Below are 24,604 nucleotides of genomic sequence, written 5' to 3' on the forward strand. Positions count from 1 at the left end.
ACTTTCACTTCCATTCGTTTTCAAGTTCGGTACCGGGGTGCCCCGAAGGGGCGATCCCGCGGCGTTGCAGGGCGTAACCGAGAAGCTCCGAGACGGCAGGACCCGCAACCGTTGAGCCGGACTGGAACCCGTTGATCCCGTACACGAACACGCCCACTACGAGCTGCGGATCGTCCATGGGTGCCATCGAAATGAACGAAGACGTGTAGGTTCCGCCAGGGACCTGTGCCGTTCCCGATTTTCCGCCAACGGCGTATCCTTCAACGCTGCCCGCGGCCTTGCCGTTATCGTCGATATCGTTATCCATAAGATCGCGCATTGTCGCAGCCGTGTCGCTTGAGACGACGCGCGTGTGCTCACCTTCCGGCTCGGGGGTGAAGGAGTCGTCCGTTCCCACCCGCCCTTTGACGATGCGAGGCTCGATGCGCACGCCATCGTTGCCGAAGGCGCCCACGGCCGAGACTATCTGCAGCGCCGTAACGGCATAGCCCTGACCGAAAGCGGTCGCGTATTGCGTGCGACCACGCCAGTCCTTCGCGGGGTGCAGGATTCCCGCGGATTCTCCGGGAAGGTTGATATTCGTTTTCGCGCCAAACCCGAAACCCCGCAAGTACTCCTCGCGCTTCTCGTTCGGGATCCTTCGTGAAACCTCAACCGTACCAACGTTCGAGCTGTACTTGAGCACTCCGGCAAGCGTGTAATAGCGCTCGGGGTGCTCGTGCGAGTCCTTGATGCTCTCCCCGCCGAAATCCTTTCGGTACGGGATCGAGAAATGATCGTCGACCTTTGCCTTCCCCTCGTTGATCACCGACGCCATGGTGAAAAGCTTGCCCGTCGAACCAGGCTCGAAAACATTCGAGATGGATTGATTGCCGCGATACTTCGCGTCAGTCGCGCCGGGATTGTTCGGGTCGTACGTGGGGTAGTCGGCAAGGGCGAGCACGTGGCCGGTTTTCGGGTCAATCACGACGGCAGCACCGCCGTTACCTCCAAAATCCTTAACCCGCTGCGCAAGAATCTCCTGCGCACGGTATTGAAGGTCTCTATCGATCGTCAGTTCAATACTCTCGCCATCGATCGCAGCCTTCTCGCTGACCTGCGCCGAGGGGATCAATTGCCCACCTGCACCGCGCTCATACTGACGCTCGCCATCGGTTCCGCGCAGGATCTCGTCGAAGGAGAGTTCGGCGCCCGCGAGGGCCGTACCGTCCGAACCCGTGAAGCCCACGATATTGCCCGCAACTTGGCCCGCCGGATACAAACGCTCGGCAACCCGCTCGGATGTCACGCCACCGATGCGAAGCTGCTTGACGGCAGCTTCGACCTCGGGGCTCACGTCCTTGGCAAGGATCGTGTACCCCGACTTGCCCGTGAGTTTCTGTTCGAGCTCATCAACGCTCATCGACAGTAGCGGTGAAAGTTCCATCGCGACCGCCTTCACGCCCTTGACCTGCGCGGTTTGGGACTTTTCGCGGTAACTGGGCATCTGCCGCTGATCCACGATGATGGTATAGCGTTCGGTGCTCGTGGCGAGCACCTCGCCGTTCGCATCAAGAATGTCGCCGCGAAGCGCCGGCACTCGCTCGGTGTGGAGGCGATTCGCGCGTGCCTCAGCCGCTAACTGAGCAGAATTAATCCCCTGGATCCACACGAGGCGCATGCTGATCGCAAGGGCGGCGATGAGCATGAGCACCACGATCACGCTGTGACGGCGATGCGGCTCGTCACCATTGCGGCGCGGACGCGCTCCCGCTCCCGACTTTCGAGGAGCGTGAGAACGCCCGTCACGCACTTTGCGCGGCGGGCGGCTACGTGAGTCTCGAGGCACACGAGAATCCGGCACGTTTAGCGCGCCCTCTCATTACCCATGCCGTAATCGTAAAGATTCTTAGGCGCTTTCGCGACGTGCGGAACGAGCACTGTCGCCCCCTGAGCCGCGGCTGCCGGCTCGCCGATAATGCTTCCGTTTGCGAGGTCAATGTAGGCAACTTTTCCCGCGGGCACCATTCCCAGTTCGCGCGCCTGACGTTCAAGCTCTTGAGGTGTTCCGAGTAGATCCGTCTTTTCCTCGAGCACCTGGGTCTGCTCGCTCAGCTCACGAGATTCCCGCTGGAGCTTCGTCACCTCGTAGCTCATGTTCGTCATCGAAATATTGAGCATAAGGGTCGCGATCACGGCAGTGAGCAGCACGAGCGTGCACAGCACCGTGAAGGGGAGAGAGCTGCGCTGGATATTCGGGCGCGCGACAAGCGCGAGGTTCGCTGATCGCGCGTGCGCGGGAGCGATGCCGGCACGCCTGCGGGAGGCGGGGGTAGCTGCGAGCTGTGCCATGGCTATGAAATCTCCGGTGGTGTCGTGCGTTCGATGGCGCGCAAGCGCACGCTCGCCGAACGCGGGTTGGTTTCTTGCTCGCGTGCGGGCGCCTTCATGGCTCCACGCTTGACGAGCGAAAAGTTCGGGGCAAACTCTGCGAGGTCAACGGGAAGGCCCGCGGGAGTTTTCGAGGTGCTCGCCGCCACGAAGGCTTCCTTGACCATGCGGTCTTCGAGCGAGTGGTAAGACTCGATGACGAGCCGACCGCCGAGCGCTAGTGCGCCGAGCGCATTGTCGAGGGCGTCGCGAAGGATATCGAGCTCCTCGTTCACGGCAATCCGCAGCGCTTGAAACGTGCGCTTGGCCGGGTGGCCACCCGAGTGGAGGGACTTCGCGGGCAGGGACCGCTCGATCGCGCTCACAAGCTGGGGCGAACGCTCAAAGGCCTCCGACGCTCGCTCTTGCACAATTGTGCGTGCGATCCGCCTCGAGAATTTTTCTTCTCCATAGCGGTACAGGATGTTCGCGATGTCCTGTTCGCTCCACGTGTTAAGAATGTCCGCGGCGGTAAGCGAGTCGCCGTCGGGATTCATGCGCATATCGAGAGGAGCGTCAACGCTGTAGGCGAAACCGCGCTCGCGTGTATCAATCTGAAAACTCGAGAGACCGAGGTCCATGAGGATACCGTCGGCCTTCTCACGCCCCGCTTCCGCTAGCGCCTCCACGATTCCGTCGTAAGTGGTGTGCACGAGTGTGAAGCGCCCGTCGAAGCCTTCCTGGATCAGGCGCTCGCGAGCGAGGCCGAGCGCTGCTGCGTCACGGTCGATCCCCACGAGGTGGGTGTTCGGAAACGCCTCGAGAACAGCACACGCGTGTCCCGCCATGCCGAGGGTGCAGTCCACGTAGGTGGAGTTCGCGCGCTCGAGTGCGGGGCGTAGGAGCTCGAGGCACTCCTCGCGCATCACGGGTGCGTGAAGCTGGGATGCGTCCATCGTGCCTCCCCTCGCTCGCTATCACCATTCGGCGTCGGTTTCCTGATCGTTTCGCGGGTGACGTCATACCGTCAGACATCTCCTCGCTTGCGTCCCGCCACCGGGGAAGATGCGTCGGGGCGCAAGCGAAGAGATGCCTCGCGGCACGTCGTCTAGAACAAACCTGGAACGATCTCGGTTGCCGTTTGAGCGAAGGCCTCCTCGGTCTCTCCCAGATATGTCTCCCACGCTTCGCTCGACCAGATTTCGATGCGGTTGCCGGCACCAATAACCGTGCATTCGCGATCGAGCCCCGCGTATGAGCGAAGGTGCGAAGGAATGGTCACGCGGCCCTGCTTATCCGGCACGACGTCTTCCGCTCCCGAGAGGAGCACGCGAAGGTAGTCGCGCGCATCCTTGCTCGTGACCGGCGCCTGGCGCAACTGCTCGTGAAGGTTCTCGAACTCCCGCATCGGGTACACCGTCACGCAGTGTTCCTGACCTCGGGTCATCACGAGCCCCGCCGCGAGCTGGTCGCGAAACTTTGCCGGAAAGATGAGCCGCCCCTTGTCGTCGAGCTTGGGCGTGAAGGTGCCAAGGAACATGGGCACCTCCATTCCCCGTCTCGATCCGGGTGGACCTCTCCTTACGCCCCCACTTTACCCCACTTCCCACCACAAACAACACCCCATTCACTACATCGTCGTCAATTCGGTACAAAAATGCAGGCCAGAGAGGTGGAGGTAAGTGGAGGAGATTCGTCGCACAACCCTCTCAAGGGCCACGATTGGAGGGATTTCCCAGGGAAAACCCGTCAAACGAATCGCCGGATCCAAGCACCCCACAGGCCCGGCTCACCCACTAAACATGCAGGTCAGTACGCATTTTTCGGGTCACATAAGGCTCCGCGCGCCTGTCGGAGGAAACGCGGCGGGGTGAGGTGGTGGAGGAAAGTGGAGGCAGTGGAGGGAAGTGGAGGTGGTGGAGGAAAGTGGAGGCAGTGGAGAGAAGTGGAGGTGGTGGAGGAAAGTGGAAGCCGCGGATGGGCATCGCTCGCAGAGGGGCATCGAGGTTGAGAAAGCTGCAGGGGCACGCCCGAAATCACGATCTCGACGTGAGTGTCCAACACCCTCAAAAAGAGCAAGCGCTGATGGGGGCTGATTCAGCACCCGCGCTTATCGCCCGGGTTTCACGCTTATGGCTAGCGCTCGCGCCCGCGTTCGTCCCATCGCTGCTCGAGCTTCTTCATGAAGCTCGACTGTGCCTTCGAACCTTTTGCGCCTCGCTTCGAGGCCCCATAAGTAAAGGACGGGTGCATACGGCGCGGATCATCCAAGGGGATCTGTTTTGGCGATTCCGATGAGAGGCACACAAACGCGCCCACCACCATCACGACGAAGGCGAGAACGCCCAGCCACACCGCGGGAAGTGACACCGCGAAAATGAGGAGTGCGAGACCGGCGACGATAATGCCACCGCCGAGGGCAACCCGGCGGGTATTGAAGGACGACGATTTTTCGGGCTCACCGAACTGGTGCGCGAGCGTGGGATCATCACTCGAGAGCTGCTTCTCGAGCTCATCGAGAATCCTCTGCTCCTTTTCGGAGAGTGGCATTGGTGCCTCCTTACACCGAGGTACAGCGGGCCCTACGAAAGCGCGAGGATGAGGGGTGCTGCTCGGCGGATCGTCGTGGTCTCAGTGTAGGCAGCAAACCTGAGATTTTCGAAACCGCGTTCACCTAGGAGCACACGGCTTCAGGCATCGCCATTGCCCGAGTCAGTGCCGTCTTTCGCCTCGAGATCGCGTTTTTCGAGGCCCGATGCGCGAGCGAGTGCGCTCACCCCAAAGCGTTCCCGGGCACGATCCATGGCCCGATCCACTTCGCCCCACGTTGCAGATCGCCCTTCGAGATCGCCCTGCGCATGGACGCTCGAGGCGAGAACGAGATGCTCCGCTCGAACCCCGAGCAAACGCACGGAACCTACGCCCGCGAGTGCCCGCTCACACACCACGAGGGCACGCTCACGAAACTCCTCACTTTCGTACACCGGGACGGGGAAGCTCCCCGTGCGCGTGAGAGTCGACCAATCGGGCCGGCGAACCTTGATCGAGACGCTTTTCGCAGCCAACCCGCGAGTGCGCAGCCGATAAGACACTTCATCTGCCATGCTCGTTGCGATCGAGCGAAGGCGCACCGGATCGGCGATATCGGTCGAGAATGTGCGCTCCTTGCCAATGCTCTTGTCTTTTGCATTCGCCCCCACGGGCCGCGAATCCTCCCCGCGCGCAAGCGCGAGCAACGCGGGAGCGCCGGAGCCCACAGCCCTGTGCACAACGCTCGGCGGGAGCGCCGCAAGTTCGCCGACGGTTGCCACGCCCAGATTCGTAAACTTCTTTTGCGCAACGGGCCCCACGCCCCCGATGGCAGAAAGCGGCAGTGGTGCGAGGAACGCGGCGGTGCGTTCAGGCTCGACCACGTCAATCCCGTGGGGCTTCGCGCGCGACGAGGCGATCTTCGCGACAGACTTCGAGATTCCCACACCGACGGAGCAGGTCAAATGGACCTCGTCCCACACGGCCTGGCGGATGGCCCTCGCGATTTCCTCTGGAGCGCCAAGGAGCCGCTGCACACCGGAGATATCGAGGTAGGCCTCGTCAACGCTCACAGCTTCCCGAAGCGGCGTGAAACGATCGAGCACCGCCATGATCTGTGCGGAAACCTCACGGTAATGCGCGTGACGGCCGGGCAAGACGATGAGGTCAGGACAGAGCGTGCGCGCCCGGCTCATAGGCATCGCCGAGTGCACGCCGTACCGGCGAGCTTCGTAACTTGCCGTCGCGACGACGCCTCGGGGGCCGTCCCCTCCCACCGCAAGGGCACGGCCTCGAAGGCGCGGATCATCGCGAACCTCAACAGAGGCGAAGAACGCATCCATATCGACGTGGGCGATGGCGCGCGGCCACGGCTCAATAGGCACGCTCTCACCTCCTCACACTCGAAGGTTAACCCTACGCGTTTAGGCGGCGAGAGCCTCGAGACCAAGGAGTTCCTCCTTGACCTCGTAGAGATAGGCGAGGGTTTGCTCGGCGTGTTCACGAACATCCCGCTCGCTGATCGCCTCCGTTGATTCCCAGTACGAGCCGGCGGTGCGGCGAAGTTCCACGAAGCGCGCGGCCTCGCGTGCGCGCACGCGATGCACGCCTCCCATGCGCTCGAGCGCCTGCCACACGTTGAGTGGGAGCTTTCGCTTTCGTTGCGCATTTGCGCGCTCAATCGCAAGCCCCGCGACCTTGAGCGCCGCGCGGTGGACGCGCTCGAAGCGCTCCGCCACGTTCATCTCCCCCTCGGCGCTGCTCTCGCGAATGTCGGTTTCAAGAGCGTCGAGCCGATCAAGGCTCGCATTGAGCTGCCGAATTTCCCTGAGCGCCGAAGGCGCCGCTGAGGTCAAGGTGAGTTGTGGTGTCGATGTCATGCTGCTTCCCCTTTCTCGACACTCACGACAATAGAAAGGGGGTGAGACATTTAAACTCGAGTCATGGCACGCAACCGTCGACCCAACCGCCTTCCGCTTACCCTCCCCTTCTTTGAGGACATCGACACGACTTTCGGGATCGTACGCCTTGAGCCAGAAACAGACGGCTCCTACACCGTGATCATCGACGGTATGGAGAGCTCCCACATCCACCCCGACCCCGAGAACCTCGTATTCGAGTACATGAGGTGGATCGCCTCAATAATCACGACAACCTACCCGAGCGAAAGCCCGCTCAACATCGCCCACCTCGGAGGCGGCGCCGCCTCGCTCCCCCGCGCACTCGCGCACCACTTCCCCCATTCACGCAACTCCGTGGTCGAGCTCGACGCGAAACTCATCAGCCTCGTTCGGGAATGGGTCGACCTCCCCGCCTCTCCACGCGTCGCCATCCGCGAAGGTGACGCCTTCACCGTTCTCCCCACGCTGCGCTCGGCGCGCTTCGACATCGTGATCCGCGACGTGTTTTCCCATTCCCGCACGCCACTTCCCATGCGCAGCCTCGAGGCAGGGCGCGAGCAGCGCCGCATTCTGAAGGACGACGGCATGTTTCTCGCGAACATCGCCATGGATCGTGACCAGCGCGAACTCGCCGACGAGATCGTCACCCTTCGCGAGGCCTTCGGCGACATCGAGCTCATTGCTGAGCCAAGCGCTATAAAGAAAAGGCGCCGTTCAAACTGCATTGCGGTCTACACCCCCGGCGGGCTGAGCGCCGCCGCGCGCCGCGCGATTCGAACCGACGCCGTCACCGTACGCACGCTGGACCAGAAAACCGTCGATCGGCTCGCGAGCGGGGGAACCATCGTCGAGCTCGGCGACGATGCGGGAGCGGCAACCGTCGGACATTAAAAAAGTTCCGCACCCGAAACGGGTGCGGAACGAAAGCCTCGTGAGGCGAGCTTACGCGAGCGAGCGCACGTGCGCGGCCTGCGGTCCCTTGTCGCCGTCGACGACCTCGAACTCGACGCGCTGGCCCTCGTCGAGCGTACGGAAACCATCCATGTCGATGCTCGTGTGGTGAACGAACACATCGGCGCCGCCGCCATCAACCTCGATAAAGCCGAAACCCTTTTCGGCGTTGAACCATTTAACTGAGCCCTGTGCCATGCGTGGACTCCCCTTACTTCTCGTACCAAATTGCGCATAAACACGCGCAGCCACCATCATTCCACGCCATGCACATGCGTACACAGTTTCCACTCAGCGTGTCGGCGCCATTCTCCACTTCGATAGCCGCGGCAACCTTAGGTTGGAACGCTCATGAAAAGCGACCATAATGGAATGTCGCTTATGCCCCGCACGGGGCATGCAAGTGGATCATGTCCCATCCTGGAAGGACCCCACGTGGCTTCCTCTGACGAGCAGATCGCCCTCGAACAGCGCTACTCCGATCGAGTCTATGCACGCATCGACGAACAGATTGCGCGCCTCGAAACACAGCATTCAAGCGTGATTGGCGCTCAAACGGCGAGCACCCACCAAAACCGCAGCGAGCGGGATTCCTTCGCCACCTTCTACGAGGACCGCATCGGGCTCCTCAGGTCGGTTTCGTCAAACGCCATTTTTGGCCGGCTCGATAGGTCCGACGCCAGCCGGCACTACATCGGCCGCATCGGGGTGTTCACTGCCGAAGGCACACAACTTCTCGTTGATTGGCGCGCACCTGCCGCCGCCGCGTTTTATCAGGCAACGCCCAAGTGTCCGGGCGGGGTGCGGCTTCGCCGCCATCTCGTGACGTCAGGGCGCACCGTCGTGGACATTGAGGACGACGTTCTCGACGGCTCGCTTCTTGACTCGGATGAGCACCATTCGAGCCTCCAGGGCGAGGGTGCTCTCCTCGCGGCCGTCTCCGCGAAACGCACTGGCCGCATGGGCGACATCGTCGCCACCATTCAGGCCGAACAGGATCGCATCATCCGCCACGAAACCCGCGGCGCACTTGTTGTCCAAGGCGGCCCCGGCACGGGCAAAACCGCGGTTGCTCTCCATCGCGCTGCCTACCAGCTCTACACCCACCGCAAGAGGCTCGAACACTCGGGTGTACTCATCGTTGCTCCTACGCGCGGGTTCCTCCGTTACATCGAGCGCGTGCTCCCGAGTCTCGGCGAGACAGGCGTCGTGACGCTCACACCAGGCGAACTCGTTCCGGGCGTACGGGCTGACAAGCGCGACCGTGAGGAAGTCGCGCGTGTGAAGGGATCTCTCGCGATGACGAAAGTTCTGCGTCGCGCGATCAAGGCGCGCCAGCAAATCCCCAAAGCTCCCATCGATCTCAACATCGACGGCGTGCACATCACTCTTACGCCGAAGGATGTGCGCGCTGCACGCGCCGAGGCCCGTGCCACCGGCAGACCGCACAATCTCGCGCGCACGACCTTCGTGCGCGCTGCACTTGAGCGCCTCGTGGAAACCTATTGCGCGGAGCTCACGCGCCTCGAGCGGCCGTGGGCTGAGGAAGATCGCGCGGACCTCCTCCATGACCTGCGCACGAACCACGACGTCAAGGTCGCGCTCAACCGCTGCTGGCTGCCGTACAGCCCGCAGTCCTTCGCCCGTTCGTTCTTCGCGAGTAAGGATCGGCTCGTACACGCCGCCGGCGAGCACATGAGCGCACGCGAAGCAAAGCTGCTGCATCGCTCGAAGGACGCCGAATGGACCGTCGACGATGTCGCTCTGCTCGACGAGATTGCCGAACTTCTTGGCGACGACGACAGTGCAGCGCAGCGCGAACAGGACAAGGCCCGCGCTGCCGAACGCTCGAACCTCGAATACGCCGAGAAAGTTTTGAGCATGATCGACTCCTCCGAAGGCATCGTGAGCGCAGCTGAGCTCGCGGCTCAGGTGGGCGCCCGACGCGATGGCCGCTCTCTTGCGGAGAAAGCCGCAGCGGATCGCGCATGGACGTACGGCCACATCGTCGTTGATGAAGCGCAAGAGCTCTCCCCCATGATGTGGCGCGCGCTCATGCGCCGAAATCCCACGAAATCGTTCACGATCGTGGGCGATGTTGCTCAGACCTCTTCAATTTCGGGGGCTGACTCGTGGGACTCGGCGCTTTCGCCGTTTATCGACGATCGCGCGTGTATCGAGGAACTTACGGTCAACTACCGCACGCCTTCGCGCATCATGCGCCACGCTTCGTCGCTCGCCGCCGCTCACGGACTCAGCGTGACGGAAGTAAGGAGTGTGCGTAAGGGTGAGCATGATGTGCGATTCATCGAGGCGCCCGAGGCCGGCCTCGTAGAAAAGACCCTCGTCGAAGCCCGCACCCTCGCTGACCTCACCCGCGGCCGAGTCGCGATTCTCTGCCTCGATGACCATCTCGATGCTGTGCTCGCGGGTGCCTCCAGCCTTTTCGGCGATGCAGCCGTGGGGCGCGGATCAGTGGGTATCGACCGGGAAGTGTCGGTCATGACTCCCACGGATGCCAAGGGCCTCGAATTTGACGCCGTCGTGATCGTGCAGCCCCGTGAGATTCTCGAAAGTCACGCTCGCGGCGCGAATGATCTCTACGTCGCACTCACGCGCCCAACGCAGGCGCTTAGCGTGGTCTACGCAGGCGATTTGCCCGCCGGTCTCCAGCCGTAACGGCGCGCCTCGCGCACACCCGCGTAAACGGGCATAAAAGAACCGATGGCCGCGGCTTCCCCTCCGCGACCATCGGCCAAGAAAATCATACAGGGTTTTTGGAGGGCCCCCGACCACTTTCACAGGAATCTCAGGCTTCGCGGTTCCGCTTCTAGCGCGGTGAAGAATCTTCGCTCTCGGCTCGCAGCTCTTCAATGGCCGCCTCGAAGTCTTCAAGGCAATCGAATCCGCGGTACACGCTCGCAAAGCGCAAGTAGGCAACGAGGTCAAGTTCCTTGAGCGGTTGAAGAATCGCGAGGCCCACGTCGTGAGCATCGATCTCGGAGACGCCCTTGAGGCGAATCGCTTCCTCAACGCGCTGCGCTAGCACCGCGAGTTGGTCGTCGGTCACCGGCCTCCCCTGGCAGGCCTTCCGTACCCCCGAAATCACTTTCGATCGCGAGAACGGTTCGCTCACTCCGGAGCGCTTGTGCACGGCGAGCGACGCCGATTCCGTTGTACTGAAGCGCTTATTGCATGCAGGGCACTGCCGACGGCGGCGGATGGTCATGCCGTCGTCAGCGGTTCGCGAGTCCACAACGCGCGAATCTTCATTCCTACAAAAAGGGCAATGCACCCCGCAATTCTACCAGGGTGCCTGCCAACAGGCGCCATGCGGCCGGGGCCTAAAGGTTCGGGAGGGCGAGCTCCTGACCCGGATGGATCACCGATCCTTCGAGATTGTTGATGTCCTGGACGAGCATGAGGTAATCACGCACATCAGTTCCTGCGGGCGCGCTGCTCGACGCGATACCCCAGAGGCTCTGCCCCTCCTCAACTCGGACGGTCGTGTATGCCATTGCGCCATCGTCGCCCGCGGCCGCGGAGGGCGAGAGCGCGACTGCGCCGGCAACGAGAATGACGGCGGCAAGGACGAAGGTGACCAGTGCGACGACGGCGACACGGCCACGGCGCGTAAGACGAAGACGAACATTCTTTCGAACCGGCTGGGCGCTATACGTAGAAGTGCTCATTTTTAGAATCCTTGTTCGATTGACGACATGACGAGCGTACGATCAAGCGTTCGAAAAAGTCAAGACATTTTCGAACACCTGTTTGGAACAAGCGTTCTGTTCCGGTACCTTTGAGGTACGCCTCCACTCAACAACGGGGGTGAGACATTTAAACTCGCCCCACCGAAAGGATCGGCGCATGGCCTCCTCTGCACACGGCTCCTCAGCCGGCTCCCCGGCTCTCACCGAGCGCCAGCAGCGCATCCTCGACACGATCGCGCGGTCCATTCGCGCGAACGGATACGCACCCACGATGCGCGAAATCGGTGAAGCCGTCGGCCTTCAGTCGCCGTCGTCGGTCTCACATCAGCTTTCCGAGCTTGAACGCAAGGGCTATATCCGCAAAGACCCGAAACGCCCTCGCACGCTTTGGCTCGTCGATATGGACGATGAGGGTGACCCACTCCCGAGCGAGTACGACGCACCGGGCTCCCCCGCCGTCAACGTCCCGCTCGTGGGCACGATTGCCGCAGGAATCCCGATCACCGCGGAAGAACAGGTGGAGGACGTCTTCGCCCTACCCGCGCAGCTCGTGGGTGATGGGGAGCTCTTCCTTCTCAAGGTCCAGGGCGATTCGATGATCGATGCCGCTATTTGCGACGGCGACTGGGTCGTTGTGCGCCAGCAGAAAGTGGCGGAAAAAGGCGAAATCGTCGCGGCCATGATCGACGGCGAGGCGACCGTGAAAACCTTCGCCCGCAGCGATGGCCACGTATGGCTCATGCCCCACAACCCGGCCTTCACACCAATCCTCGGCGACGAAGCCGAAATCCTCGGCAAGGTCGTCGCCGTTCTCCGCTCGGTCTAGTCCTCGGTCTGATCCGCAGCTACTCGGAGAGCTCGGAGCGCAATCGTTCGAGCGCGGCAATCGCCACTTCGGGCTCACGCGTGGCCCACAGCGGCGGGATCGCCTGGCGAATCGCCGAACCGTAGGACTTCGTGGCGAGCCGCGAGTCGAGCACCGCAACCATCCCGCGATCGGTTTCCGTGCGGATCAGGCGCCCCGCGCCCTGTGCCATGCTCAACGCCGCGGATCGCACTGCAACCTCGTAAAAACCATTGCGTCCGAGCCGTGCAAGCCGCTCCTGACGCGCTGAAGCGAGCGGGTCATCCGGCCGTGGGAACGGTATCCGATCAATGAGCACGAGCCGGCACGCCTGCCCCGCAACGTCGATGCCCTGCCAGAAGGTCCGCGTTCCAAAAAGGCACGCGTCACGGTTTTCTCGGAACCTCGCCGCGAGCGCCGCGTTCGAATCTTCCCCCTGGAGCAGCACTGTTCGGCCCGTCATCCGTCGGACATACTCCGCGGCTTCCTCAGCTGCTCGCCGAGACGAAAAGAGCCCAAGCGCCCCACCCCCGGAGGCTTCGATGAGTTCGACGATGTGCTCGAGCATCTCACTCGAGGTGCCGTCGCGACCCGGAGCCGGCAAATGGGAGGCGACATACAGAATTCCCTGCCGCGCATAGGCGAATGGCGAACCAACATCGAGCGCCGACCACCACTCGCGCGGCCCTTCTCCACTGCTCACTCCCACATCACTCTCGAGCTCCGCCCGCTTCTCACCGCGAAGCCCGAACGAGTAAGCGGCGCTATCGAACCGCCCGTTGAAGGCGAGCGTTGCCGAGGTGAAAATGGCGGTGCGCTCATCGAGGATGCCGTGCTTGACGAGGCCCGCAACGCTGAGCGGGGCGACGTCGATAAAGGTTCGGCCGAGAGCTTCACTGTGGTTGAGGTAGATGACGTCGTCCTCATGCGGGTCGAGAAGTCGGTCGCACACGTTGAGGATTTCGGCAAGCCTCGCACGCACCGAGGCCCGGGCACCCGCCGTTGATATCTCGGCGGCATCCCCGGCATTTTTCACGTCATCGCGCGCAGATTCAGCTTCGGCGCGAATGATCGTGAGCGTGTCGCGAAGTCGAGGTTCGAGCTCGCCGCGCACGCGTCCATCGGGAAGCGGCGAGAGCGCCTCTTCGAGGGCTACTCCCGCATCGTCGAGTTCAATGGCCGTAATCCCGATCCTTCGCAGCTCGCGCACGGCCCCGCGAATAGCACCCTGGTGAAGTGATTCGGTCACTGAGGACGTCACGCGATCCACGAACTCGTGAGCCTCATCCACGATCACCACATCGTGTTCGGGGATGATTCCATGCCCGTCAAAAGCATCGATCGCGTAGAGGGCGTGGTTCGTCACCACGACATCTGCTTCGCGTGCGAGTGCCCTGTTGCGTTCGGCAAAGCACTCGTCGTGAAACGGGCACGACGTGCCGATGCATTGCGAACCAGTGACAGAAACCTGCCGCCAAGCGCGGTCCGACACGGGAGTGTCGAGCTCGTCGCGGTCACCGGTGTCGGTTGCCTGCGCCCACTCGCGAAGGCGCTGCACCTGCGCACCGAGGCGTTCGGAGTCATGCTTCACGCCCGTCACGGACGATTCGGCGAAGAGGGCTCCGGGGTCGAGATCATCGGGGTAGCCACCCTCGAGCTTGTGAAGGCACACGTAGTTGCCGCGGCCTTTAAGGAGGCTGTAACTCGGCACGCGGCCGAGTTCCGTACCGAGCGCCTCGACGATCCGCGGGAGGTCCTTTGCGACGATCTGACTCTGAAGCGCGAGGGTCGCGGTGGTAATGACGACGGGTGTTCCGCGCTCGACGGCACGCTTGAGTGCGGGGACGAGGTAGGCGAGCGACTTGCCCGTACCGGTGCCTGCCTGAGCGATGAGGTGCCGGCGAAGATCGATGCTGCGTTCGATCGCGCTGGCCATGGCGCGCTGCCCGGGCCTATCGGCTCCTCCGACCGCTTCGACAGCCGCGGAGAGCAGCTTCTCGAGCCCCGGATCCGAATCGTTCACTGGCGCGCGGAAGCGAGATCGGCGGCCAGGGATTCGTCGACTCGTGCCACAAGGCGTGTGCCCTCGGGAAGAAACTCCTCGCTCATGAGTTCTCCCTGGGTGTGCACACGCGAAACGAGGTCACCTCGGGTGTAGGGCACGACGATATCGACTTCGACCGAGGGGCGCGGAAGCATGTCGGCGATCAGCGCGCGTAGCTCTTCAATTCCCTCACCGGTGCGTGCCGAGACGACTGCCGAATGCTCCACTTGCGAGCGGAGCCGCGCGAGAGTTTCGGGGCTCGCGAGATCGGCTTTGTTGAGGGCCACGATTTCGGGCACGTCAAAGCCGTCGATATCGGAGAGCACGGCACGGACCGCGCGAATCTGCCCCTCCGGGTCGGGGTGGGAGGCATCGACGACGTGCAAAAGCAGATCCGCCCCGGCGACTTCTTCGAGTGTGGAGCGGAACGCCTCCACGAGCTCGGTGGGCAGCGAGCGCACGAATCCAACGGTATCCGCGAACGTGAACTCACGGCCGTCAGGCGTCACCGATCGCCGCACTGTCGGGTCGAGTGTGGCAAAGAGGGCGTTCTCTACGAGGACGCCGGCACCCGTGAGCCGGTTGAGAAGCGAGGACTTCCCGGCGTTCGTGTAGCCCGCGATCGCAACAGAGGGGACCTTGTTGCGCTTGCGGTCAGCGCGCTTCGCTTCGCGCGAAGGTGCCATCGCCTTGATATCGCGCCTGAGTTTCGCCATACGCGTGCGGATGCGCCGGCGATCGAGTTCGATTTTCGTTTCGCCGGGGCCACGCGAGCCAATCCCCGCGCCGCCCGCAACGCGGCCGCCTGCTTGACGGGACATTGATTCGCCCCAACCGCGAAGGCGCGGGAGGAGATATTCGAGCTGCGCGAGCTCCACCTGGGCTTTACCTTCGCGGGACTTCGCGTGCTGGGCGAAGATGTCGAGGATGAGCGCGGTGCGATCGATGACCTTGACTTTGATGATGTCCTCGAGCGCACGGCGCTGCGACGGGGCGAGCTGGCCGTCGCAGATCACCGTATCGGCCCGAAGATCGGCGACGATCTCGGCGAGCTCTTTCGCCTTGCCAGAGCCGAGGAAGGTGGCGGGGTCGGGGTGGGCGCGCCGCTGCATGACGCCGTCGAGCACACGCGAACCGGCAGTTTCGGCGAGTGCGGCGAGTTCCCGCATGGAGTTTTCAGCGTCTTCAACGTTGCCGGTCGTGAAAAGGCCCGCGAGTACTACGTTTTCGAGTCGAAGCTCGCGGTACTCGACCTCGGTGACATCCTCGAGATCGGTACGGAGCTGGTCGACGCGACGAAGCGAGTGACGCTCGGCAAGGTCAAGCTGTTCGCCGTCGGCATCGCTCTCATACGTGGTCGCCGAGATCGACGCGTCACCTCTCGAGAGCACGCGCTCCATGATCGAAGCTTCGCGCGCTCCGCTGCTCGCACCTTCGGGCTCCACTGCCTCGCGCGGTGCGTTGGGGGTCTCGAATTCGTGATCGGGGACGAAGGGGGTCAAGTGCGCGTGTACTCCAGGTTCTCTCGTGCGGGGCCTCGCATGAGGCATGCGTATAAGTGTGTCACGTCCTTCCCGCCAAGGGGAGCTTTTCGCGTGCTGCGCCACTACACTCCTCACTGTGACAAGCCACGCCCACTATTTCTCCCCCACGCCCGGCAAAGACCTCGAACATCGCGCCCTGCGCGTGCACCTCGCAGGTGCCGAGCGGAACCTCGTGAGCGCAAAAGGGCTCTTCAGCTTCGACGGGCTCGATAAGGCCACGGCGGTTCTTCTCGCGCACACGGATCTTTTTGCGCCGATCGCTCCGGGCAGCGAGATTCTCGATGTCGGCTGTGGCTGGGGGCCGATCGCCCTGAGCCTCGCATTGCTCCAGCCTGACTGCCACGTCACGGCAATCGACATCAATCCCCACGCCCGCACCATCACTCGCGAAAATGCCAAGCGTCTTGGCCTCACGAACGTCACGGTCGCCGCTCCCGAAGAAGTCCCCGAGAGCGCGCGCTTCGATGCGCTCTGGTCGAACCCACCGATCCGCATCGGCAAGAGCGAACTCCACGCCCTTCTCACGCGGTGGATCGGGCAGCTTCACAGCTCGGGAAGCGCCGCGATGGTGGTGGGCAAGAACCTCGGTGCCGATTCGCTCGCCACGTGGATGGAAAAGCAGTTCCCCGCGCGCCACGTCGAAAAGGTCCACTCCTCGAAAGGTTTTCGCTTGCTCGGGGTGGGCCCGGAGTGTTCCGAAAGCTAGACACGCGCGGTGGCACGGGTGGCGTCGGAATTCCGACGCTTGCCTAGCCCTCGTGCTCCTCGCACCCTCGAGCGGGACCGCCTGCCTTGAGATCGCCGAGCTCCGCAGGGCCCGTGAGGGTCATGTTTCCGTAAGCATCCCAGCCGATCTCGAGGCGCCCGCCGCGCACGTCCACGCGCCACGGCTCGCGCGTCTCGTCTCCGCGTGCCGCCGCAAGAGCGGCCACGACCGCGGTCGCGCCCGTTCCGCACGAGAGGGTCTCCCCCACGCCCCTCTCGAAAACGCGCATGGCGACGTGCCTCTTTCCCTTCGTCTCGACGAACTCGATATTCGTACCGTTTTCGGGCTCGGGCTCAAGATCAGGGCGTTCAGTGAGGTCGAGTTTCTCGAGTTCAAGATTTTCGGGCAGTTCGACGACCGTGTGGGGGTTGCCAACGTTGACATCGGTCCCCTCAAGGAATCGGTCACTCACCCGCACGATTCGCGTCGTCCCCTCGACTGTGGCGGGTCCCATTCCCACGCGTACTCGCCACACTGGGCCATCCTCGAGCACCTCAACGGTGCGCACGCCCGCGCGGGTCATCACGTCGAACACCCTGTCCTGCACGTAGCCGCGATCCATGAGAAAGGCAGCGTAGGCCCGCACACCATTGCCGCACATTTGGGCGATCGTGCCGTCCGCGTTTCGGTAGTCCATGAACCACTCGGGCGGGTTCTCGAGGCCCTTGCTCGACGGATCCCCGAGGCAGCGCGTGCGGATCGCGCGAATCACACCGTCGGTACCTGCAGGGCCGGCGAGCTCGCATACCCGTGCGCTGTTGAGCTCTCCGCGACCGGCAGGGTCGTCGATCATCACGAAGTCGTTTTTGGTGGCACTCGCGTAGCTGAGAGCTTTGCGAGTTTCAGGGCGTGAAGATGCAGTGGCCATGGCCCGATCATAGGCACGCCCGGGCGGGACCTCACGCCTCAGCGGTGGAGGGCTGCTCCGCGGCGTGCGCAATCTCGCGCTCGATCATGGCGAAGGCGGCGTCGGAATCCTCTCCCGGAACCCACGTGAGACGCTTATCGCGGCGGAACCACGTGTCTTGCTTTCGCACGAGGCGACGCGTGTTCGTGATCGTCGACTCGATCGCCGCTTCGAGGCTCATCTCGCCGCGCACGTGCGCGATCAGTTGCGCGTAGCCGATCGCCTGGCGCGCCGTTGTGCCTTGCTCGATTCCTGCGTCAAGGAGGGCCTCCACTTCCTCGCGAAACCCGCTCTCCACCATCCGGTGCACTCGCTCCTCGACCCGCTCGTGGAGTTTGCTCCTGTCCAGTTGCACGGCAACGTACGCAATCGCAGGGTCGTGGAACGTGTAGGTGGGCAGGAACGCCGAGAACGGCTTCCCGGTCAAGCGATGGACTTCGAGGGCGCGCACGATCCTCCGTTCATCTCGCGGCGCAATCTTCGCGGCCGCATCCGGATCTGCCGCAGCGAGCTCGACGTGGGCAGCCGCCGTGCCTATCTCGCGCACATGGGCTTCCACCTCTGCGCGCACGGCGGGATCCGACGGCGGAAAGGCCATCACGTCGGTGAAGGCGCGCACGTAGAGGCCCGAGCCGCCAACGACGATGGGCAGCTTCCCTCTTTCACGAATCTCGTTCGCGAGACGGCGTGCGTCGCGTTGAAAAGTCGCGACGTTTGCCTCTTCGGTGACGTGAAGGATGTCGAGAAGGTGATGGGGAATCCCTCGGCGCTCACGCGGGGTGACCTTCGCGGTCCCGACATCCATACCGCGGTAGAACTGGAGGGCGTCGGCATTGATCACCTCACCGCCGAGCCGCTCAGCGGCGTCAATCGCAAGCGCGCTCTTGCCGGTCGCCGTTGCCCCGGCGATCACTAAGAGCGGAGGCCTTTCTCGGGCAGCATCACCGTGGCTTTGGCCACCCTGTGCGGGGTGAGACACGTGGTCTCCTTTCGATCTCGCCGAGATGTTTCGCGCGGTGCGCCGAAAATCGGTAGCGTGGTTGCGAAACGTCGCATCCCGGCCACCGGGCCGGGCACACAGAAAGGCAGCCGATGCCGAACGGCCACTCGCATGATGCCGCACCCGCCGGCAACAAACTCACGATTGAACGTCTCGAGGAATCACTCGAGCGACTCGGCTACGCCTTCGTCGAAGACGATGACACGCCCAATGTTCTTCGCGCACGCTTCGACCACTATCCTTTCACGTTCGCCGTCGCGGGCGAGCACTCGCACATTCTCGTCGTTCGCGGGCGCTGGGATGAGCTTCTCTCTGTTCAGCAGAAGCTCGAAGCCACGCGCCTTTGTAACCACTGGAACATGGAGCGGATGTGGCCAAAAGTCTATGTGCGCCGCGAGAACGATTCTGCGCTCGGGATGTACGGTGAGCTGGTTTTCGACTACTACTACGGCGTGAGCGACGAGGCGATCGACCGCGCGATCACCTGCGCTCTCTCGACCACGGTCGCGTTCTTCTCGAGCCTCTCCTCGCAAGTGAGCGACCAAGATGAGGCTGACGCCTGAGCGGACCCCTCAGAAACTCGCCGCGCCTTAGCTCCCGGGCCGCCTGAGGCGAGGAAGACCGAGGCTCACGGGCCCGCCGGGACCGGGTGTCCCGCATGCATCGGGCTCGTCTTCGCCATTTTCCCGGCGCTCCCACGCATCGCCAGCGCGCGTGCGACGCACCTCGAACTCACCACCGCCTGCGCCCGAATCGGCAATGAGGTAAAACGGCGCAGCTTTGGTCACTCGCGCGCGCACAACATCGCCGGGACGTGGCCTTTCCGCCTCTGGATACCCTTCGGGAAGCGCCACGTGCACGAGACGACCGTCTTCGGCTCGGCCCGAAATGCGGTGGGTCTCGGCATCGCGCTCCCCCTCGCCTTCGGCGATGAGCACGTTCACTTCAGCGCCAACCTTTTTCGCGTTCTCTTCAGCGGAAATGCGGTCCTGAAGAGCGACGAGACGTTCGAACCGCTCCTGCACAACCGCCTTCGGGATCTGCTCCTCCATTCCCGCGGCGGGCGTTCCGGGGCGCGGCGAATACTGGAACATGAAGGCGCTTGAAAAGCGCGACGCCTCCACTACGTCGAGAGTTTTTTGGAAGTCCTCCTCGGTTTCGCCGGGGAAGCCCACGATGATGTCGGTTGTGATGGCCGCGTGTGGGATCTTCTCGCGAACCTTCTCGAGGATCCCGAGGAACTTCTTCGAGCGGTACGAGCGGCGCATAGCTTTGAGCACGGCGTCGCTTCCCGACTGGAGGGGCATGTGCAGCTGCGGCATCACGTTCGGAGTTTCCGCCATCGCCTCGATCACATCGTCGGTGAACATCGCCGGGTGCGGCGACGTGAAACGCACGCGCTCGAGCCCCTCGATCTCACCGCATGCGCGAAGAAGTTTCGCGAATGCCCCCCGGTCACCGAATTCAACACCGTAAGAGTTGACGTTTTGCCCAAGTAACGTCACTTCAAGCGCGCCCTGGTTCACGAGCTCCTGAACTTCAGCGAGGATCTCGCCGGGGCGGCGATCCTTCTCTTTGCCGCGTAGCGAAGGGACGATGCAGAACGTACACGTGTTGTTGCAGCCCACCGAGATCGACACCCATCCCGCATAGGCACTTTCGCGCTTTGTGGGCAGTGTCGAGGGGAATACCTCGAGCGACTCGAGAATCTCAACTTGCGCTTCTTTCTGTACGCGTGCGCGATCAAGAAGCACGGGAAGCGAACCGATGTTGTGGGTGCCAAACACCACGTCGACCCATGGGGCGCGGTCGGTAATCGTTGAACGATCCTTTTGGGCGAGGCAACCGCCCACGGCGATCTGAAGATTCGGATTCGCATCCTTGGCGGGGCGCAATTGGCCGAGGTTGCCGTAGAGGCGGTTATCGGCGTTTTCGCGCACGGCACACGTGTTGAACACGATGACGTCAACATCGCCGTTCAGCGGATCTGCGCCCTCGGCGGCGGGAGTGTAACCCGCTTGTTCAAGGAGGCCCGTGAGGCGCTCGGAGTCGTGGACGTTCATTTGGCAGCCGAACGTGCGCACCTGGTAGGTGCCGCGCGCCGGCGCGTCATTGTCGTTCAGGATCGCTGTTTCGCTCATGGTCTTCCTAGGATACGTAGCCGCTCGTAGGTGGGCACGGTCAGGACCAGGTGACTCCTGCCGCATCGAGCTCACGGTTGAGCACGAAGAGCGTGAGGTTCTCCGAGTATCCACGACGCGCGAGCGCACCACCGATGCGCCGTAGCACTGCCCCACGATCAAGGCTCTCCGCCCCGCCGCTTTTACGCAGTTCCTTTGCGAGCCGCTCGCGGGCGAGGGTCTGGCAGCGCTCCTTTTCACTGTCATAGGGAGCCGCTTCCTCGAGAGCCGTGTTGATATCGCGCGACGAAACGCCCTTGCCCTCAAGTTCGCGCCTCAGAGCGGCAGTCCCGAGGAGCTTATGGGCGCGTCGCTGCTCAATCCATGCCCGCGCAAAAGCTTCGTCATCAATGAGTCCAGCGCCATCGAGGCGCCGCATGATCTCCTCGAGAATCTCCTCGTCACACACACGCTCAGCAAGTTTGGAGCGAATCTCGGCTTCACTTCTGCTCCGATGAGCAAGAAGGCCGAGCACATACCGGCATTCCTTCACGACAGCTTTCTCCGTATCGCTGTCGCGAAAAACCCCTCCGCGATGCGGGTTGCTGCCCTCCCCAGGTGCGGCTTCCCCCGCTTCTATCGCGGCGATGTGCTCGGCAAGCTCCTCGATGACGCCCTCGCGCCAGTCCCCCTCCCCCGCAGAGTGTAGGGACTGGCACTCAGATTTGTGCGGGTGCTTCATCGTCAACGAATTCGCCATCCCCCACAGGCGCATCGGCCGCAGCCTGCTTGGCCGCCTCGTCTGCATACTGACCAATGCCGAGCTTCATGAGGATCTTCTGCTCGATGTCGGCGGCGAGATCCGGGTTGTCTTTAAGGAACTGACGCGCGTTTTCCTTGCCCTGGCCGAGCTGGTCGCCATCGTACGTGTACCAGGCACCAGACTTGCGCACGATGCCGTTCTCGACGCCGAGATCGATGAGGCCACCTTCGCGCGAGATGCCCTCCCCGTAAAGGATGTCGAACTCGGCCTGTTTGAAGGGCGGAGCCATCTTGTTCTTCACGATCTTCACGCGAGTGCGGTTGCCAACGGCATCCGTGCCCTGCTTGAGGGTCTCGATGCGGCGGATGTCCATGCGCACCGAGGCGTAGAACTTGAGCGCCTTGCCGCCCGTGGTGGTTTCGGGGCTTCCAAAGAACACGCCGATCTTTTCGCGGAGCTGGTTGATGAAGATCGCGGTCGTGCCACTCGAGTAGAGCGCACCCGTGAGCTTACGAAGCGCTTGCGACATCAGACGTGCCTGAAGGCCCACATGGGAATCGCCCATCTCCCCTTCAATTTCCGCTTTCGGCGTGAGGGCTGCGACGGAGTCCACAACGAGGACGTCGATTGCGCCGGAGCGCACGAGCATGTCGGCGATTTCGAGGGCCTGCTCGCCGGTATCCGGCTGCGACACGAGAAGCGCGTCGATATCAACGCCGAGTTTCTTCGCGTATTCCGGATCGAGCGCATGCTCCGCGTCGATAAAAGCCGCAATACCGCCCGCACGCTGTGCATTGGCAATCGCGTGGAGAGCGACCGTAGTTTTACCACTGGATTCCGGGCCGTAGATTTCGACCACGCGACCGCGCGGAAGACCGCCGATGCCGAGCGCCACGTCAAGTGCGACCGATCCTGTGGGAACGACTTCAACGGGCGGGCGTGTGTCATCGCCGAGGCGCATAATCGAGCCCTTGCCGAACTGGCGATCGATCTGCGCGAGCGCATTTTCGAGCGACTTATCGCGATCCTTGGCGGCAGCTGCCATGGCAGTTCCTTTCGTTTGTCACCCCGTTCCGAGGCGCCCTCTTACTGGACACATTCAACGGTAGACGTGGGTGAGACATTTAAACTTGACCCCGGCGCAGATGTGGAGCAACGGCCACTGTGGAGGTCGAACAGCACCATCGTAAACGAACACCTGTTCGATTTACACTCTTGGGCGCACGCGTGTTCGATTCGTGTCGCACGTCTCACCCTCGCACTATGCTCTCGGGCGCGCCTCAGGCGGAACTTCCCAGCGCCTGTGCTGCGGGACATCCATGTCATCGCAGAGCGCGTGCCACACGTCTTTGACGGGGTAGCCGACTTCAATCGCCTCGTTTGCGCTGAGATTTCCGCAGGCAACGAGCGTGAGTTCATGGCAGTATGTTTGCGCGAGCTCACTACCAAACACATAGGCCGCGAGCTCGCGAAACTCGCTTCGCCTCACGCGAGCTACCGCGCGAGCGCGTATTCGGCACCCTGGACATCGCGCTCGAGCTCGGCGGGAACGGTGTCGGGAATGACGATGCCTTCCGCGAGGGCCACGCGATCGGCAACCTCGCGAAGGATGACCGACATCGGGTATCCAAGAGCCTCGGTGACGGAGGCGAGCAGTTCGCTCGACGCTTCCTTTTGGCCACGTTCAATCTCACTCAAATATCCGAGCGACACGCGGGCGTCGGCTGACACCTGGCGCAGGGTCTTTCCCTGGCGGCGGCGCGCATCGCGCAAAACGCCGCCCAGTTCCTGGCGGAAGAGCACCATGCGAGTTTCTCCCTTCCTCGTCGGTGTCATGTCCTTCTTTGTGGCCGGCCTGCGGCCAAGAACGGACGTGGGGCGTGGCTGCGAGGCTCGCACCCAGTTTCGCTGTATGGGGGCACCAGCCCCCGCATTCTTGTTCGTGTTCACGTCCGTTCAACGCACGAACATTCCTTCTTGTTCCGCCATCCTATGGCGCGAGGAGGCGTCGACTTTCAGGTTACATACACGTCAAAGGCGCGACGCTTCCACGTTTTCGCTGGTCAACGCCTCAATCGCGAGCGCGATGGCGAAATCCACCACTCCCGCACGGATCTCCGAGCGCGTTCCCCTGAGGCGTACTTCACGCACAATTTCACGATCAGGCCCACTCACGGCAACGAACGCAAGCCCCTCGGGGTTGCCGTACTCATCGCTCCCGGGTCCCGCAACGCCCGTCGTCGCAATCGTGAGATCCGCGCCGTACACACGTCGGGCGCCGCGCACCATGGCACGCGCTACCTCGCCCCTCACGGCACCACCTTCTCGCAGATCCGTGAGGTCGAGCCCCAGCAGAGAGGCTTTCGACTCAAAGCTATAGGTGCATGCACCACCCTGCACAACCCGGCTTGCGCCCGGCACATCCACGAGACGCGCCACGAGCATCCCGCCCGTAAGCGATTCGGCGGTCGCGAGGCTCAGTCCGCGTTCCTCGCACGCGGCAAGGAGAGCGCGTGCCGACGCATGCTGCACAACCGGTGCCTCCATCGTTCTTATGCGTTGTTCTGTGCGAGGGCCTCACGGCGAAGGCGCAGACCGTCGTTCACGTTGCGTAGGCCCGACCACAGCGTGAGTACGAGGGCGATCACAATGAGCGTGATCCCGATCCACCAGGCGGGAGGCCACAGGAGTTCGAAGGGCATGAGGCAGAAGGTGATACCGATCGACTGCATCATCGTCTTCGCCTTGCCGCTGAAGTTTGCGGGCAGCGCCCCGTACTTGAGGATCGTGAAGCGCATGACGGTAATGCCGATCTCGCGCACCAGAATGAGCACCGTGATCCACCACGGAACATAGTCCCACACGGAAAGCATGATGAGTGCCGCACCCGTCATGGCTTTATCGGCAATTGGATCCATGATCTTGCCGAAATCCGTGATGAGATTTCGCGACCGCGCAAGGTAGCCATCGACGAAGTCCGTGAGCATCGCGAGCACGAATATCGCGGCGATGACCCACCGCATGGCGACGTCGTCGTGGTACAGCGCGGCCACGATCACGAAGATCGGCACCATGACCATGCGGATCATCGTGAGGATGTTCGCGATATTCCACAGCGGAACGCGCGGGTTTTCGGAGGCGCTCATGGCGTCGTCCCTTCTTTCTCTGCGTGC

At 62.8% G+C, this 24,604-nt stretch carries 26 protein-coding genes; 5 read left to right on the plus strand and 21 right to left on the minus strand.

Translation table 11 applies throughout. From position 1 onward, the window contains the following. Positions 1-4 precede the first annotated feature (4 nt). From D8M36_RS09115 to D8M36_RS09145, 7 genes are all read right to left on the minus strand, one after another. Complete coding sequence (locus tag D8M36_RS09115) at positions 5-1,792, minus strand: peptidoglycan D,D-transpeptidase FtsI family protein (protein WP_238638439.1); 1,788 nt, start codon at positions 1,790-1,792, stop codon at positions 5-7. Positions 1,793-1,845: 53 nt separating this feature from the next. Then, entirely contained in the window at positions 1,846-2,331 is a 486-nt protein-coding gene (locus D8M36_RS09120; protein WP_126848401.1) for a septum formation initiator family protein, read from the minus strand. 2 nt (positions 2,332-2,333) lie between these two features. Beyond that, positions 2,334-3,305, minus strand: a complete 972-nt coding sequence (gene rsmH / locus D8M36_RS09125) for a 16S rRNA (cytosine(1402)-N(4))-methyltransferase RsmH (RefSeq protein WP_126848403.1) — start codon at positions 3,303-3,305, stop codon at positions 2,334-2,336. A 152-nt stretch (positions 3,306-3,457) separates the two neighbouring features. Then, positions 3,458-3,889 carry a division/cell wall cluster transcriptional repressor MraZ gene (gene mraZ, locus D8M36_RS09130; protein ID WP_065248803.1) on the minus strand — a complete coding sequence of 144 codons (432 nt, stop codon included), beginning with the start codon at positions 3,887-3,889 and terminating at the stop codon, positions 3,458-3,460. A 596-nt stretch (positions 3,890-4,485) separates the two neighbouring features. Next, positions 4,486-4,899 (minus strand): DUF3040 domain-containing protein, encoded by a 414-nt coding sequence (locus tag D8M36_RS09135; RefSeq protein ID WP_126848404.1) that lies wholly within the window; start codon positions 4,897-4,899, stop codon positions 4,486-4,488. 140 nt (positions 4,900-5,039) lie between these two features. Further along, a complete protein-coding gene (gene dinB / locus D8M36_RS09140; RefSeq protein ID WP_202974888.1) occupies positions 5,040-6,263 on the minus strand; it encodes a DNA polymerase IV in 1,224 nt (407 codons plus the stop codon). 39 nt (positions 6,264-6,302) lie between these two features. Next, positions 6,303-6,758 carry a hypothetical protein gene (locus D8M36_RS09145; protein WP_126848406.1) on the minus strand — a complete coding sequence of 152 codons (456 nt, stop codon included), beginning with the start codon at positions 6,756-6,758 and terminating at the stop codon, positions 6,303-6,305. Between the two features lie 63 nt (positions 6,759-6,821). On the opposite strand from D8M36_RS09145, the gene D8M36_RS09150 reads away from it, so the two are divergent. Then, the gene (locus tag D8M36_RS09150) at positions 6,822-7,670 is read left to right on the plus strand and encodes a spermidine synthase (RefSeq protein WP_065248207.1); all 849 of its coding nucleotides are present in this window, start codon (positions 6,822-6,824) and stop codon (positions 7,668-7,670) included. Positions 7,671-7,721: 51 nt separating this feature from the next. Here D8M36_RS09150 and D8M36_RS09155 read toward each other — a convergent pair whose 3' ends face one another. Next, on the minus strand, positions 7,722-7,928 hold the full coding sequence (locus tag D8M36_RS09155; protein WP_016663000.1) for a cold-shock protein: 207 nt from the start codon (positions 7,926-7,928) through the stop codon (positions 7,722-7,724). 237 nt (positions 7,929-8,165) lie between these two features. Between D8M36_RS09155 and D8M36_RS09160 the strand changes: the two genes are divergently transcribed. Next, entirely contained in the window at positions 8,166-10,409 is a 2,244-nt protein-coding gene (locus tag D8M36_RS09160) for a HelD family protein (RefSeq protein ID WP_126848408.1), read from the plus strand. A gap of 151 nt (positions 10,410-10,560) precedes the next feature. On the opposite strand, the gene nrdR is transcribed toward D8M36_RS09160, so the two are convergent. Further along, positions 10,561-11,025 carry a transcriptional regulator NrdR gene (nrdR, locus tag D8M36_RS09165; RefSeq protein WP_126848410.1) on the minus strand — a complete coding sequence of 155 codons (465 nt, stop codon included), beginning with the start codon at positions 11,023-11,025 and terminating at the stop codon, positions 10,561-10,563. 49 nt (positions 11,026-11,074) lie between these two features. Then, positions 11,075-11,422, minus strand: a complete 348-nt coding sequence (locus tag D8M36_RS09170) for a LysM peptidoglycan-binding domain-containing protein (protein ID WP_126848412.1) — start codon at positions 11,420-11,422, stop codon at positions 11,075-11,077. A gap of 178 nt (positions 11,423-11,600) precedes the next feature. On the opposite strand from D8M36_RS09170, the gene lexA reads away from it, so the two are divergent. Then, entirely contained in the window at positions 11,601-12,269 is a 669-nt protein-coding gene (gene lexA / locus D8M36_RS09175; RefSeq protein ID WP_126848414.1) for a transcriptional repressor LexA, read from the plus strand. Positions 12,270-12,288: 19 nt separating this feature from the next. Here the strand turns inward: lexA and D8M36_RS09180 are convergent, their stop codons facing one another. Next, the gene (locus D8M36_RS09180) at positions 12,289-14,310 is read right to left on the minus strand and encodes an ATP-dependent DNA helicase (protein ID WP_126848416.1); all 2,022 of its coding nucleotides are present in this window, start codon (positions 14,308-14,310) and stop codon (positions 12,289-12,291) included. Next, positions 14,307-15,731, minus strand: a complete 1,425-nt coding sequence (hflX, locus tag D8M36_RS09185) for a GTPase HflX (protein ID WP_236886306.1) — start codon at positions 15,729-15,731, stop codon at positions 14,307-14,309. The genes D8M36_RS09180 and hflX overlap by 4 nt, the downstream gene beginning before the upstream one ends. A 220-nt stretch (positions 15,732-15,951) precedes the next feature. On the opposite strand from hflX, the gene D8M36_RS09190 reads away from it, so the two are divergent. Next, a complete protein-coding gene (locus D8M36_RS09190; RefSeq protein WP_126848420.1) occupies positions 15,952-16,581 on the plus strand; it encodes a class I SAM-dependent methyltransferase in 630 nt (209 codons plus the stop codon). 43 nt (positions 16,582-16,624) lie between these two features. On the opposite strand, the gene dapF is transcribed toward D8M36_RS09190, so the two are convergent. Both dapF and miaA read right to left on the minus strand, forming a co-directional pair. Further along, positions 16,625-17,509 (minus strand): diaminopimelate epimerase, encoded by an 885-nt coding sequence (dapF, locus tag D8M36_RS09195; protein WP_126848422.1) that lies wholly within the window; start codon positions 17,507-17,509, stop codon positions 16,625-16,627. Between the two features lie 31 nt (positions 17,510-17,540). Beyond that, entirely contained in the window at positions 17,541-18,527 is a 987-nt protein-coding gene (gene miaA, locus D8M36_RS09200) for a tRNA (adenosine(37)-N6)-dimethylallyltransferase MiaA (protein WP_126848424.1), read from the minus strand. A gap of 113 nt (positions 18,528-18,640) precedes the next feature. On the opposite strand from miaA, the gene D8M36_RS09205 reads away from it, so the two are divergent. Further along, on the plus strand, positions 18,641-19,111 hold the full coding sequence (locus tag D8M36_RS09205) for a YbjN domain-containing protein (protein ID WP_126848426.1): 471 nt from the start codon (positions 18,641-18,643) through the stop codon (positions 19,109-19,111). Between the two features lie 27 nt (positions 19,112-19,138). On the opposite strand, the gene miaB is transcribed toward D8M36_RS09205, so the two are convergent. The 7 genes from miaB to pgsA all read right to left on the minus strand — a co-directional run bounded on the left by miaB (position 19,139) and on the right by pgsA (position 24,577). Beyond that, entirely contained in the window at positions 19,139-20,689 is a 1,551-nt protein-coding gene (gene miaB, locus D8M36_RS09210; RefSeq protein WP_126848428.1) for a tRNA (N6-isopentenyl adenosine(37)-C2)-methylthiotransferase MiaB, read from the minus strand. Between the two features lie 40 nt (positions 20,690-20,729). Then, the gene (locus D8M36_RS09215; RefSeq protein ID WP_238638442.1) at positions 20,730-21,410 is read right to left on the minus strand and encodes a regulatory protein RecX; all 681 of its coding nucleotides are present in this window, start codon (positions 21,408-21,410) and stop codon (positions 20,730-20,732) included. Further along, positions 21,388-22,476 (minus strand): recombinase RecA, encoded by a 1,089-nt coding sequence (gene recA, locus D8M36_RS09220; RefSeq protein WP_065248220.1) that lies wholly within the window; start codon positions 22,474-22,476, stop codon positions 21,388-21,390. The genes D8M36_RS09215 and recA overlap by 23 nt, the downstream gene beginning before the upstream one ends. A 216-nt stretch (positions 22,477-22,692) precedes the next feature. Further along, positions 22,693-22,920, minus strand: coding sequence for a DUF3046 domain-containing protein (locus D8M36_RS09225; RefSeq protein ID WP_126848431.1), 228 nt, complete (start codon positions 22,918-22,920; stop codon positions 22,693-22,695). A gap of 5 nt (positions 22,921-22,925) precedes the next feature. Further along, positions 22,926-23,237: a helix-turn-helix domain-containing protein gene (locus D8M36_RS09230; RefSeq protein ID WP_126848460.1), complete on the minus strand. Its 312-nt coding sequence runs from the start codon at positions 23,235-23,237 to the stop codon at positions 22,926-22,928. Positions 23,238-23,462: 225 nt separating this feature from the next. Continuing rightward, complete coding sequence (locus D8M36_RS09235; protein ID WP_126848433.1) at positions 23,463-23,978, minus strand: CinA family protein; 516 nt, start codon at positions 23,976-23,978, stop codon at positions 23,463-23,465. Positions 23,979-23,983: 5 nt separating this feature from the next. Continuing rightward, on the minus strand, positions 23,984-24,577 hold the full coding sequence (gene pgsA, locus D8M36_RS09240; RefSeq protein WP_065248223.1) for a CDP-diacylglycerol--glycerol-3-phosphate 3-phosphatidyltransferase: 594 nt from the start codon (positions 24,575-24,577) through the stop codon (positions 23,984-23,986). Positions 24,578-24,604 lie beyond the last annotated feature (27 nt).

This window comes from Dermabacter sp. HSID17554 (assembly GCF_003989295.1).
Taxonomy (GTDB): domain Bacteria; phylum Actinomycetota; class Actinomycetes; order Actinomycetales; family Dermabacteraceae; genus Dermabacter; species Dermabacter vaginalis.